Source organism: Kribbella sp. NPDC031520 (assembly GCF_055580825.1).
This window is the reverse complement of record NZ_JBVIKS010000001.1, coordinates 1,100,692-1,112,953: the sequence shown is the minus strand read 5'-3', so window position 1 is coordinate 1,112,953 and position 12,262 is coordinate 1,100,692. Positions and strand designations below refer to the sequence as shown.

General features: G+C 67.2%; 13 protein-coding genes. All 13 read left to right on the top strand.

Annotated features, from left to right (window positions below; all coding sequences use genetic code 11):
- Nucleotides 1–78 precede the first annotated feature (78 nt).
- The 13 genes from rplJ (at nt 79) to ACZ5BU_RS05490 (ending at nt 12,199) form a co-directional block, all read left to right on the top strand.
- Nucleotides 79–687, top strand: a complete 609-nt coding sequence (rplJ, locus tag ACZ5BU_RS05550) for a 50S ribosomal protein L10 (RefSeq protein WP_344191610.1) — start codon at nt 79–81, stop codon at nt 685–687.
- Between the two features lie 64 nt (nt 688–751).
- Complete coding sequence (rplL, locus tag ACZ5BU_RS05545; protein WP_387653370.1) at nt 752–1,144, top strand: 50S ribosomal protein L7/L12; 393 nt, start codon at nt 752–754, stop codon at nt 1,142–1,144.
- A gap of 227 nt (nt 1,145–1,371) precedes the next feature.
- Nucleotides 1,372–2,319, top strand: a complete 948-nt coding sequence (locus tag ACZ5BU_RS05540; protein ID WP_465695761.1) for an ABC transporter ATP-binding protein — start codon at nt 1,372–1,374, stop codon at nt 2,317–2,319.
- Nucleotides 2,316–3,089 (top strand): MlaE family ABC transporter permease, encoded by a 774-nt coding sequence (locus ACZ5BU_RS05535; RefSeq protein ID WP_344191616.1) that lies wholly within the window; start codon nt 2,316–2,318, stop codon nt 3,087–3,089. The genes ACZ5BU_RS05540 and ACZ5BU_RS05535 overlap by 4 nt, the downstream gene beginning before the upstream one ends.
- Nucleotides 3,090–3,102: 13 nt before the next feature.
- Nucleotides 3,103–3,921, top strand: coding sequence for an MlaE family ABC transporter permease (locus tag ACZ5BU_RS05530; RefSeq protein WP_465696715.1), 819 nt, complete (start codon nt 3,103–3,105; stop codon nt 3,919–3,921).
- Nucleotides 3,918–5,246, top strand: a complete 1,329-nt coding sequence (locus ACZ5BU_RS05525; protein ID WP_465695759.1) for an MCE family protein — start codon at nt 3,918–3,920, stop codon at nt 5,244–5,246. The genes ACZ5BU_RS05530 and ACZ5BU_RS05525 overlap by 4 nt, the downstream gene beginning before the upstream one ends.
- Entirely contained in the window at nt 5,243–6,274 is a 1,032-nt protein-coding gene (locus ACZ5BU_RS05520; RefSeq protein ID WP_465695757.1) for an MCE family protein, read from the top strand. The genes ACZ5BU_RS05525 and ACZ5BU_RS05520 overlap by 4 nt, the downstream gene beginning before the upstream one ends.
- On the top strand, nt 6,271–7,284 hold the full coding sequence (locus tag ACZ5BU_RS05515) for an MCE family protein (RefSeq protein WP_465695756.1): 1,014 nt from the start codon (nt 6,271–6,273) through the stop codon (nt 7,282–7,284). The genes ACZ5BU_RS05520 and ACZ5BU_RS05515 overlap by 4 nt, the downstream gene beginning before the upstream one ends.
- Entirely contained in the window at nt 7,284–8,474 is a 1,191-nt protein-coding gene (locus ACZ5BU_RS05510; protein WP_465695755.1) for an MCE family protein, read from the top strand. Before ACZ5BU_RS05515 ends, ACZ5BU_RS05510 begins: the two co-directional genes overlap by 1 nt.
- Nucleotides 8,471–9,703, top strand: a complete 1,233-nt coding sequence (locus ACZ5BU_RS05505) for an MCE family protein (protein WP_465695753.1) — start codon at nt 8,471–8,473, stop codon at nt 9,701–9,703. Before ACZ5BU_RS05510 ends, ACZ5BU_RS05505 begins: the two co-directional genes overlap by 4 nt.
- Nucleotides 9,700–10,989, top strand: a complete 1,290-nt coding sequence (locus ACZ5BU_RS05500; protein WP_465695752.1) for an MCE family protein — start codon at nt 9,700–9,702, stop codon at nt 10,987–10,989. Before ACZ5BU_RS05505 ends, ACZ5BU_RS05500 begins: the two co-directional genes overlap by 4 nt.
- Nucleotides 10,986–11,477, top strand: a complete 492-nt coding sequence (locus ACZ5BU_RS05495; RefSeq protein WP_465695751.1) for a hypothetical protein — start codon at nt 10,986–10,988, stop codon at nt 11,475–11,477. Before ACZ5BU_RS05500 ends, ACZ5BU_RS05495 begins: the two co-directional genes overlap by 4 nt.
- Complete coding sequence (locus ACZ5BU_RS05490; RefSeq protein WP_465695749.1) at nt 11,477–12,199, top strand: hypothetical protein; 723 nt, start codon at nt 11,477–11,479, stop codon at nt 12,197–12,199. Before ACZ5BU_RS05495 ends, ACZ5BU_RS05490 begins: the two co-directional genes overlap by 1 nt.
- The last annotated feature ends 63 nt before the right edge of the window (nt 12,200–12,262 follow it).

The following is a 12,262-nucleotide window of genomic DNA, read 5'->3' as shown; positions in this document are numbered from 1 at the left end:
TCACGCCCTTGCGCCTGCGCAGGGGTGTTTCTTCTTTTCAGGGGTCCGAGGCGTGGAAGCCGATAGAAGGAGACCCCCATGGCGAGGCCGGACAAGGCAGCCGCTGTCGCGGAGCTGACGGACGAGTTCCGTAGTTCCAACGGCGCCGTGCTGACCGAGTACCGCGGTCTCACCGTTGCGCAGCTCAAGCAGCTTCGAGTTTCGCTCGGTGACGACGTGAACTACGCCGTGGTGAAGAACACGCTGACCAAGATCGCGGCCAAGGACGCCGGCGTCGACTCGTTCGACAGCCTGCTCGAAGGCCCCTCGGCAATCGCCTTCATCAAGGGCGACCCGGTGGTTGCGGCCAAGGGTCTGCGGGACTTCGCCAAGGCGAACCCCCTGCTCGTCATCAAGGGTGGAGTGCTGGACGGTAAGGCACTCGGCTCTGACGAGATCAACAAGCTCGCTGACCTGGAGTCGCGTGAGGTCCTCCTCGCGAAGCTCGCAGGTGCGATGAAGGCGGCCCCGCAGCAAGCGGTGTCGCTGTTCGCTGCTCCGCTGTCGCAGGCCGCGCGCCTGTTCGCGGCGCTGCAGGACAAGCTACCGGCCGACGCTGCTCCGGCAGCGGTCCAGGACGAGGTCCAGGACACGGTCGAGGCACCTGCCGAGGCGAGCACCGAGGAGACCGCCGCAGCGGACAGCTGAGGCATCTCACGTAACACCCCATCAGTGATCACCAAGCAACATTTTGTCAGGAAGGACCGCCATCATGGCGAAGCTCAGCACCGAAGAGCTCCTCGGCCAGTTCAAGGAACTGACCCTGCTGGAGCTGTCGGAGTTCGTTAAGGCGTTCGAGGAGGAGTTCGGCGTCACCGCCGCCGCCCCGGTCGCCGTTGCCGCTGCTCCGGCAGCCGGTGGCGCCGGTGGCGCTGCCGAGGAGGCCGCCGAGCAGGACGAGTTCGACGTCGTCCTCGAGTCGGCCGGCGACAAGAAGATCCAGGTCATCAAGGAGGTGCGCGGTCTCACGAGCCTCGGCCTGAAGGAGGCCAAGGACCTCGTCGAGTCGGCCCCGAAGGCCGTCCTGGAGAAGGTCGACAAGGCTGCCGCGGAGAAGGCCAAGGAGGCCCTCGAGGGCGCCGGCGCCACCGTCACCCTGAAGTGACCTCAGTTACGTTCTGTCAAGGAGCGTAACGAATGTGTAGAGAAGGGCGGTTCCCGCTAAGGGGCCGCCCTTCTGACGTTCGGTCTCGCTAGGATCGCGATCGCAATCGCTTGACAGCTAGGGGTTACGCAAAACCGTACTCGTGCGTAACCTAGGCCACTGCCCCGTCGTTGGGACGGCATAACGTCGTCGGTCGGGGACCAGCAGACATCCCGTGAGGAGGGCCGGTGGGCGTAGAAGTCCGCGTCGAAGGTCTCACCAAGTCCTTCGGCAGCCAGCTGATCTGGGGCGACGTGTCCCTGACCCTGCCGGCCGGTGAGATCTGCGTGATGCTCGGTCCTTCCGGTACCGGCAAGTCCGTGTTCCTGAAGACGCTGATCGGCCTGATCAAGCCGGACCGCGGGCATGTCTTCATCGAGGGCACCGACATCGCCACCTGCAGCGAGCGCGAGCTGTACGAGGTACGCCGGCTGTTCGGCGTGCTGTTCCAGGACGGCGCGATGTTCGGCTCGATGAACCTGTACGACAACGTCGCCTTCCCGCTGCGCGAGCACACCAAGAAGTCCGAGTCCGACATCCGCTCCATCGTGATGGAGAAGATGGAGATGGTCGGCCTGGTCGGCGCCGAGCGGAAGCTGCCCGGCGAGATCTCCGGCGGTATGCGCAAAAGAGCGGGCCTGGCCCGCGCGCTCGTCCTGGACCCGGAGATCCTGCTCGTCGACGAACCCGACTCCGGTCTGGACCCGGTCCGTACGTCGTTCCTGAACCAGGTCATGATCGACCTGAACGAGGCGTTCGGCGCCACCTTCCTGATCGTCACGCACGACATCAACACCGCGCGGACCGTGCCGGACAACATCGGCATGCTGTACCACCGGCACCTGGCCATGTTCGGCCCGCGGGAGATGCTGCTGTCCAGCGAGGAGCCGGTCATCCGGCAGTTCCTGAACGCGCAGATGATCGGCCCGATCGGCATGTCCGAGGAGAAGGACGCCGACGAGCTGGCCCGGGAGAGCGGCCAGGAACTGCCGCCGTTGCCGCCGATCCCGATCCAGCAGCTGCCCAGCAGCGGCATGCTCCGCCCGACCCAGCGCCCACCGGGCGAGTGGTGCCGGGAGAACGGCATCACCCCACCACCGGGCTCGTTCGCCACTTCGACCGTGGGGGCCAGGTGACCGTATCTGCGACCGCCCCGCTGAAGCACGCAGGATCGCTCTTCGCGTTTGCTCTCGACACCTTCCGGGCCATGTTCCGGCGGCCGTTCCAGCTGAAGGAGTTCCTCCAGCAGGCGTGGTTCGTGGCGAGCGTGACGATCATCCCGACCGCGCTGGTCGCGATCCCGTTCGGTGCGGTGATCGCGCTGCAGGTCGGTGGCCTGATCAAGCAGTTCGGCGCGCAGGCGTTCACCGGTTCGGCCGCCGTACTGGCCGTGGTCCGGGAGGCGTCGCCGATCGCGACCGCGCTGCTGATCGCCGGGGCTGGTGGCTCGGCGATCTGCGCGGACCTCGGCTCCCGGAAGATCCGCGAGGAGCTGGACGCGATGATGGTGCTCGGGATCGACCCGATCCAGCGCCTCGTCGTCCCGCGGGTGCTGGCCACGATGCTGGTCGCGTTCTTCCTGAACGGCTTCGTCAGCGTCGTCGGCGTGATGGGCGGCTACGTCTTCAACGTCGTGCTCCAGGACGGTACGCCCGGCAGCTACATCGCGTCCTTCACTGCTCTGGCGCATCTCCCAGACCTGTGGCAGGGCCAGGCGAAGGCCCTGGTGTTCGGGGCGATCGCCGCGGTCGTCGCGGCGTACAAGGGTGTCAACGCGGGCGGTGGCCCGAAGGGCGTCGGCGACGCGGTGAACCAGTCGGTCGTGATCACGTTCATGCTGCTGTTCGTCGCGAACTTCTCGATGACGGCGATCTACTTCCAGCTCGTCCCGCCGAAGGGGGCCTGACGTGTCGGCCCTGATGGACACCCTGGTGAAGAAGCCGCTGAACTCGCTCGACAAGCTCGGCGAGCAGCTCGCGTTCTACATCAAGGCGCTGGCCTGGTCCGGGAAGTCCGTCACCCGGTACCGCAAGGAGATCCTCCGGCTGCTCGCCGAGGTCACGCTCGGCACCGGTGCGCTCGCCGTGATCGGCGGCACCGTCGGCGTGATCACGTTCCTGGCCTTCTTCACCGGTACCGAGGTCGGCCTGCAGGGCTACTCGGCGCTGAACCAGATCGGTACGTCGGCCTTCGCCGGTTTCGTGTCGGCGTACATCAACACCCGTGAGATCGGTCCGCTGATCGCCGGGATCGCGCTCGCCGCGACCGTCGGCTGCGGGTTCACCGCGCAGCTCGGCGCGATGCGGATCAGCGAGGAGATCGACGCCCTCGAGGTGATGGCGATCCCGTCGCTGCCGTTCCTGGTCACCACCCGGATCATCGCGGGCCTGGTCGCGGTCATCCCGCTGTACGTCGTCGGCCTGCTCGCGTCGTACTTCGCGACCCGGCTGACCGTGACCACCTTCTACGGGCAGAGCACCGGTACGTACGACCACTACTTCCACCTGTTCCTGCCACCCGGGGACGTGCTCTGGTCGTTCGGCAAGGTGCTGGTGTTCTCGGTGCTGGTCATCCTGGTGCACTGCTACCACGGGTACCACGCGACCGGCGGCCCCGCGGGCGTCGGCGTCGCCGTCGGGCGGGCCGTGCGTACGTCGATCGTCGTCATCAACGTCGTCGACCTGCTGCTGTCGATGGCCATCTGGGGTACGACGACCACGGTGAGGCTGGCCGGATGACCCGACTCATCTCGCACAAGGTGCTGGGCGTCGCGTTCATCGGCGTACTGGTGTTCCTGCTCTGGCTGACGTACGCGTTCTACGCGAAGGTCTTCGTCAAGACCGTGGACGTCGAGCTGAAGACGAGCCACATCGGCCTGCAGCTGAACAGGCACGCGGACGTGAAGCTGCGCGGGATCATCGTCGGCGAGGTCCGCAAGGTCTCCACCGACGGCGACGAGGCGACCGTCGACCTGGCCCTGAAGCCGGACCAGGTGGACGAGATCTCGGCCGCGGTGAGCGCCCGGATCCTGCCGAAGACGCTGTTCGGCGAGAAGTACGTCGCCCTGGTCCCGCCGAACGGCCCGCAGGGCGCGCACATCAAGGCCGGCGACGTGATCAGCCGGGACCGGACCGCGGTCGGCATCGAGATCGAGAAGGTGCTGAACGACGCGCTCCCGCTGCTCCAGGCGGTTGACCCGGCCGACCTGAACGCGACGCTGAACACACTCGCGACCGCGCTCGAGGGCCGCGGTACCGAGATCGCCGGCACCCTCACCCAGCTCGACGCGTACCTGAAGAAGCTGAACCCGAGCATCCCGAAGCTGATGGACGCGCTCGCCAAGCTCAGCCAGGTCTCGGACCTGTACGGCGACGTGACACCCGACCTCGTCCGTGCCCTGCGCAACCTGACCATCACCGGCAACACGGTCGTCGAGAAGGAGAAGCAACTGCAGGCGTTCTTCGTCGACGTCCAGCAGCTGTCGACGACCGGCGACGCGTTCCTGAAGGCGAACGAGGACCGGGTGATCCGGCTCGGCCAGGTGAGCCGCCCGGTGCTGGACCTGCTGGAGAAGTACTCGCCCGAGTTCCCGTGCTTCCTCGGGGTGATGGCCGACACCTTGCCGCGGCTGAACGACACCTTCCGCGACGGCCGGCTGAACATCAACCTCGAGCTGATCACCAACCAGCCGACGCCGTACGAGCCGAACGAGCTCCCGGCGTACAAGGACCACCGCGGCCCGACCTGTGTCGGCAGGAACTACAGCGTCCCGGGGGAGAAGCCCGGCCCGTACAACCAGGAGAACCCGGCGCCGTACGTGACCGGTGACGACGGCGTGATCGGCGACCACAACAAGAACCAGCGCTTCCCGCTCAACCTGCAACTGAACCGCGCGATGCCCGGGTTCGCGATGGACACCCAGGGCGTCGGTACGCCGGCCGAGCAGCGGGTCGTCGATGCGGTCGTCGGCCCGGAGATGGGTCTCGCACCGAACGACGTACCGGACCTGACCACGCTGATGGTCGGCCCGCTGCTGCGCGGAGGCCAGGTGAATCTGAGATGAGCCTCTTCGACAAGAAGACCACCCTCGACACCGTCCGCCTCGGGATCTTCGTCGTGGTCACCACGATCGCGACCGCGCTGCTGGCGGTGACGATCGGGAACATCACCTTCAACACGACCACGAAGTACCGCGCGGTGTTCACCGACGCGGTCGGGCTGAACCAGGGCGACGACATCCGGATCGCCGGCGTGAAGGTCGGCCAGGTCGACAAGATCCAGCTGTACCAGGACTCGCTGGCGATGGTGACGTTCAGCGTCGACTCGAACGAGGTCCTGGACACCTCGACGCACGCCACGCTGCGCTACCGGAACCTGGTCGGCAACCGGTACATCGCGCTCACCGACGGCGTCGGCGGCGGCCCGCGGCTGAAGAAGAACGGCATCATCCCGAAGGAGCGGACGACGCCCGCGCTGGACCTGTCCGTACTGTTCAACGGCTTCAAGCCGCTGTTCACCGCGCTCACCCCGGCGGACGTGAACCAGTTCGCGTTCGAGGTGATCAAGGTACTGCAGGGCGAGGGCGGGACGATCGAGTCGCTGCTCGCCAAGACCGCGTCGCTGACCACCACGCTCGCGGACGCCGACCAGGTGATCGGCGACCTGATCACGAACCTCACCTCGACCCTGCAGATCGTCTCGCAGCGGCAGCAGAACTTCTCCCAGTTGCTGGTCAACCTGCAGCAGTTCATCACCGGCCTGAGCCAGGACATCAACCCGATCCTCGGTTCGCTGACGTCGATCAACTCGCTGAACACCAAGACGGCCGGCCTGCTGCAGCAGACCCGGGTACCGATCAAGGCCGACCTGAACCGGCTCCGTACGGTCGCGACCACGCTCGACGACACCCAGTCGATCTGGGTGAAGACGCTGCAGTTCATGCCGGAGAAGCTGAACACGATGACCCGGACGGCGTCGTACGGCTCCTGGTTCAACTTCTACCTGTGCAACTTCGACGGCAACGTCACGCTGCCGACCGGCACCCGCATCCCGGTCTCGTACGACCTCAACTCGGCGAGGTGCAAGAAGTGAAGCCGTTCCGGGAGCAGAACCAGGTGACGATCGGCGTCATCGGCCTGACCGTGATCGGGCTGATCATGCTGGCCGCGTTCAAGGCGCAGGACCTGCCGCTGATCGGCGGCGGTACGAAGTACTCCGCGCAGTTCTCCGAGGCCGGCGGCCTGAAGGCGAACGACGAGATCCGGGTGGCCGGGGTCCGGGTCGGCAAGGTCCGCGACGTCGTGCTCGAAGGCACCCACGTCCGGGTCGACTTCGTCGTCGACAAGGGCGTCAAGCTCGGCGACCAGACCGGCGCCGAGATGAAGATCAAGACGCTGCTCGGGCAGAAGTACCTGAAGCTCGACCCGGCCGGTTCGGGGCAGCTGAAGCCCGGCTCGGAGATCCCGCTGGACCGGACGATCTCGGCGTACGACGTGGTCGACGCGTTCACCGACCTGGCGAACACGACCGAGCGGATCAACACCGCGCAGCTGGCGAAGGCCCTGGACACGTTGTCGGCGACGTTCAAGAACACGCCCGACGAGGTGCAGGCCTCGCTGACGGGCCTGTCCCGGCTCTCGAGGAACGTCGCCGCCCGGGACCAGCAGCTCAAGCTCCTGCTGCAGCACTCGAACGTGGTCACCAAGGTCCTTGCCGACCGCAACCAGCAGCTGATCAAGCTGATGAAGGACGGCAACAAGGTCTTCCAGGCGGTACAGGCCCGGCGCGTGCTGATCCACCAGCTGCTGGTGTCGACGCAGGCGCTGTCCGCGCAGATCACCGCACTCGTACGGGAGAACCGCAAGGACCTCGCGCCGACGCTGCAGAAGGTGAACGCGGTGCTCGCGGTCCTCCTGCAGAACCAGAACTCGCTGGACGCGAGCCTGAAGGGCCTGGCGCCGTTCGTCCGGGTCTTCACCAACACGCTCGGCACCGGGCCGTGGTTCGACACGTACCTGCAGAACCTCGCGCCGGTCCCGGAGATCCCGCTGCCCAAGGTGCTGCCCACCGGGTTGCCACCGATCCTGGGAGGTGGCGGCTGATGCGGGTGAACGCACTGTCGCGGCTGATCGCGGTGGCGGTGGTCCTGGTGATCATCGTGGTCAGCGCAGTCACGTTGTGGCCGAAGCCGAAGCGGGTGACCGCGACGGCGTACTTCCCGCGCGCGGTCTCGATCTACCCGGGCTCGGACGTCCGGATCCTCGGCATCAAGGTCGGCGAGGTGGAGAGCATCACGCCGGCCGGCCGTTCGGTCCGGGTGAAGTTCTGGTGGGACGCGAAGAACAAGGTACCGGCCACCGCGAAGGCGGTGATCGCGTCGCCGTCGATCGTCGCGGACCGGTACCTGCAGTTGACGCCGGCGTACTCCAAGGGCGCGGTGATGGCCGACGGCACCGAGATCCCGCTCGACCGGACCGCGGTACCGCTGGAGCTGGACCAGATCTACCAGAGCCTGAACGACCTGTCGGTGGCGCTCGGCCCGAAGGGCGCGAACGACCAGGGCGCGCTGTCCCGGCTGCTGGACGTCTCCGCGAAGAACCTGAACGGCCAGGGCGCGAAGATCAACCAGACGATCACCGACGTGTCGAAGCTGACCAGCACGCTGTCGGGGAACTCGTCCGCGCTGTTCAACACGATCCGGCAGCTGCAGACGTTCGTGTCCGCGCTGGCGGCGAACGACGGGCTGGTCCGGCAGTTCAACGCGAACTTCGCCGCGACCTCGACCACGCTGGCCGCCGAGCGCAAGGACCTGGGCAACGCGCTGGCGATGCTGGCGACCGCGCTGACCGAGGTCGGCACGTTCGTCCGGGACAACCGCACCCTGATCAAGGGAACGGTCTCCCAAGCCACCCAGCTGTCCCAGATCCTGGTGAAGGAGAAGGCCGCGATCGCCGAGGTACTGGACACCGCGCCGCTCGGGCTCGGCAACCTGGCCCGGATCTACAACCCGCAGTTCGGCACGCTGGACCAGCGGATCAACCCCGGCCAGCTGGACGACCCGGCGACGTTCATCTGCTCGATCCTGCTGCAGGCGAACCAGTCGATGTCGACGTGCTCGGCGCTGAAGCCGGTGCTCGACGCGCTCGCGAAGCTGCCGCTGATCACCCAGCTGACCGGTGCCAACGCGCCGATCAGCGGTGGCCCGGGCGGTACGCCGTGGGCGCCCGCGCCGCAGCCCCCGCTGAACAGGCCGGACCCGGTCGACCCGACGCTCGGGGGGCTGGTCAAGTGAGACGCCGTACCTCTTTCGTCGCCGGAGTCGCCGCCCTCGCGATGCTGCTGTCCGGGTGCGACTTCTCCGTGTACTCGCTGCCGCTGCCCGGTGGCGCGAAGATCAAGGGCCCGTCGTACACCGTCACCGTCGAGTTCGCCGACGTATTGGACCTGGTACCGAAGTCGTCGGTGAAGGTCGACGACGTCACCGTCGGCACGGTCCAGAAGGTCTGGCTCGACGGGTACGTCGCCAAGGTGCGGATCAAGCTGCCGAAGAGCCTGGACCTGCCCGACAACACGCACGCCACGATCCGCCAGACCAGCCTGCTCGGTGAGAAGTTCGTGTCGCTGTCCCGGCCGACCGGGTCGGAGCAGCCGCGCGGCAAGCTGGAGAACGGCGAGCTGATCCCGCTGTCCCGGACGACCAGCAACGTCGAGGTCGAGGAAGTCCTGTCGGCGCTGTCCCTGCTGCTGAACGGCGGCGGTGTCGCCCAGCTGCAGATCATCACCCAGGAGCTGAACAAGGCCCTGACCGGGAACGAGCCCGCCATCCGCAGTGTGCTGACCCAGCTGAACACGTTCGTCGGGACGTTGGACCAGAACAAGGCGACGATCATCACCGCGATCAAGTCGGTGGACGCGCTGGCGAAGAAGCTGAACGCGCAGAAGGCGACGCTGGCGACCGCGATCGACTCGCTGCCGAAGTCGATCAAGACGCTCGACCAGCAGCGGGCCGCGCTGGTGAAGACACTGCAGGCGCTGGCCACGCTCGGCAACACCGCGACCCGGGTGATCACCTCCTCGCAGAAGGACCTGGTCGCGAACCTGCAGTCGCTGTACCCGACGCTCACCAAGCTGGCCGAAGCGGGTGCGAACCTGCCGAAGTCGCTGGAGCTGCTGTTCACGTATCCGTTCCCTGACCAGGCCGCCAGGGCCGCGAAGGGCGACTACACCAACCTCGGGATCACGCTCGACGTCAACACCCAGAAGGCGCTCCAGGGCCTGCTCGGGCTGAAGCTGCCGACGGTCGGGCCGACCGCGCTGCCGACACTCGGGATCAGCCTCCCGCTCCACCTGTCGACCGGTCCGGGCGCCGGTGGCACCGTGCTGCCGTCGCTTCCGGTGCCGACCGGTACCACGACGACCTGCATCACGCTGCTCGGGCTGCCGGTCTGCTCTGCACAGCTCAAGCGGTCCGGGTTCGATCCCGACCTGGCCCGGGCACTGATGCCGGGGGCGGTCTCATGATCACCAGAGCGGTCCGGATCCAGCTGATGGTGTTCCTGCTGATCACCGTCGTCGGCGTCGCCTTCGTCGGCGCCCGGTACGCACAGGTCGACCAGCTGGTGGTGAAGAAGAACTACACGGTCAGCGCGAGCTTCGCCGAGTCCGGTGGGATCTTCTCCGGCGCCGAGGTGACGTACCGCGGTCAGCCGGTCGGGCGGGTCGGCGAGCTCAAGCTGCTGCCCGACGGCGTCGACGTGAACCTCGAGATCGACAAGAAGTTCAAGATCCCGAACGACCTGCTCGCGGTGGTCGCGAACCGGTCCGCGATCGGCGAGCAGTACGTCGACCTGCAGCCGCGCCGCGACGGTTCGCCGTACCTGCAGGACAACTCCAAGATCGCCCGCCAGGACACCGCCGTACCGATCGACACCACCGAGCTGCTGCTGAACCTCGACCAGCTGGTCAACTCGGTCGACAAGGAGAGCCTGCGGACGACGGTGCACGAGCTCGGGGCGGCGCTGAAGGGCAAGGGCACCGACCTGCAGAAGATCATCGACAGCTCCGGCAAGCTGATCGACAACGCGGACGCGAACGTGCTGCAGACGATCAAGCTGATCAACGACGGCGACACCGTGCTGGCCACCCAGGTCGCCAGCGGTGACGCGATCAAGACCTGGGCGAAGAACCTCGCGCTGCTGTCCGACACCCTGGTGGCCTCGGACAAGAACCTGCGTACGGTGGTCGACCAGGGCTCGTTCGCGTCCACCCAGCTGACCGGCCTGATCCGGGACAACAGCGCGGACGTCGCGGTGCTGCTCGGTAACCTGCTGACGGTGAGCGAACTGACCGCGGTCCGGCTGGATGCCGTCGAACAGCTGATGGTGGTGTACCCGGCGGCGGCGATGGGCGGGTACGTCGTACCCGCGAAAGACCCGGGCACCGGGCACTACGACGCGCACTTCGGGCTGGTCGTCGGCCTCAGCCCGCCGGCCTGCCGGCCCGGGTACGGCGGCACCGACAAGCGGGTGCCGCAGGACGTGACGGCCACCCCGGCGAACACCAAGGCGGGCTGTACGGCGAGCCCGTCGAGCGGGATCAACGTCCGCGGTTCACAGAACAAGCCGGCCCCCTCGTCGCGGTACCTGAACCGCATCGGGTACGGCGTCGGCTACGACCCGGCGACGGGCCAGGCGGGCGGCTCCGGCGGGATGCCGTCGATGGTGCTCGGCTCGACCGGCGGACAGCAGGAGTTGCTCGGCAGCGACTCCTGGAAGGCTCTCATTCTCGGACCGGTGACCGGCCAGTGATCGCACGGAACGGCCGGCTGCTGCTGGCCTGGGCGCTCAGCGTGTTGCTCGTGGTGGCACTCGCCGGGCTGACGTTGTCGGTGGTCGCGCTGCGCAAACAGCGGGCGGAGGACGCCGAGCGCGACGGCGCGATGAAGGCGGCGCGGCAGCTCGCGCTGGACTTCACGACGTACGACTACCAGACCTCGGACGCGGACTTCCAGCGCGTGATCGACGAGTCGACCGGGCAGTTCAAGCAGGAGTTCCAGACCGGGATCGACGCGGTCCGGACCGAGGTGGTGCAGAACAAGGCGACCTCCAAGGGGGACGTCAAGGAGGCGGGCGTGGTGTCGAACGACAAGGACTCCGCCCAGGTCCTGGTGATCGTGAACGCGGTGGTGACCAACACGGCCTCGGCCACCGGGACCGAACGCCGGTACCGGATCAAGCTGGACATGGTCCGCGAGAAGAACCGCTGGCTGACCGCCGACCTCCAGGTGGTGGGCTGATGCCGGGCTCACGGAACCGCCCCCGAATCGCAGGCCAGCGTCGTACGGCGAAACCTGACGAACCGAACGTCATCGACCCAGGACTCGAGTCAGAGGTCGCCCCAGAGCTCGAGCCAGAGGTCGAGCCGGAGGTCGAAGAGCAGCGTCCCGAGGATGTGACCCCGGCCACAGAGGAGCCGGAGAACGAGGCAGCAACCGCGTCGCCCACTCCGGAATCGTCTACGGAGAGTGACCAGAATCGCGGGCTCGGGAACACGCTGACGGCCGCGCTCGGCGTGGTCGTCGTACTGACCCTGGCCGTCGCCGCGGTGCTCGGGGTGAAGGCCTGGCACGGCAAGGAGGCCGAGGACGCCCGCGACCAGGCGGCCGCGGCCGGCCGGAAGGCGGCCGAGACCGCGCTCAGCTACGACTACCGTGACCTGGACAAAAGCTTCGCCGCGGCGCGGGCGACGATGACCCCCGACTTCGCCGCGAAGTTCGACGAGACCGCCAAGGTGGCCGGCGAGCTGGCCACCAAGACCAAGGCCACGGTGAAGGCCGACGTCCGCGAGGTGGCGGTCCGCGACGGCAACGCCGACCGGGTCACGCTGATCATCTTCGTCAACCAGACGACCACCAGCACGATCACTAAGGGTAGTCCCCGGGTGGACCTGAACCGGACCCGATTCACAATGGTCCGAAACGGCCGTCAATGGCTGGTCCAGGAGATCGCCGGACTGTAACCTCTAGGTGACTCCGCACCAGAGGGGCGCCGGAGGTCTCGTGGGTGATCTACCTGCTGGAGA

Bases quoted from the DNA above. Each gene is read 5' to 3' on its own strand.
- ACZ5BU_RS05500 (WP_465695752.1), top strand. From the start codon at position 9,700: ATGATCACCAGAGCGGTCCGGATCCAGCTGATGGTGTTCCTGCTGATC.
- rplJ (WP_344191610.1), top strand. From the start codon at position 79: ATGGCGAGGCCGGACAAGGCAGCCGCTGTCGCGGAGCTGACGGACGAG.
- ACZ5BU_RS05530 (WP_465696715.1), top strand. From the start codon at position 3,103: ATGGACACCCTGGTGAAGAAGCCGCTGAACTCGCTCGACAAGCTCGGC.
- ACZ5BU_RS05490 (WP_465695749.1), top strand. From the start codon at position 11,477: ATGCCGGGCTCACGGAACCGCCCCCGAATCGCAGGCCAGCGTCGTACG.
- ACZ5BU_RS05510 (WP_465695755.1), top strand. From the start codon at position 7,284: ATGCGGGTGAACGCACTGTCGCGGCTGATCGCGGTGGCGGTGGTCCTG.
- rplL (WP_387653370.1), top strand. From the start codon at position 752: ATGGCGAAGCTCAGCACCGAAGAGCTCCTCGGCCAGTTCAAGGAACTG.
- ACZ5BU_RS05520 (WP_465695757.1), top strand. From the start codon at position 5,243: ATGAGCCTCTTCGACAAGAAGACCACCCTCGACACCGTCCGCCTCGGG.
- ACZ5BU_RS05525 (WP_465695759.1), top strand. From the start codon at position 3,918: ATGACCCGACTCATCTCGCACAAGGTGCTGGGCGTCGCGTTCATCGGC.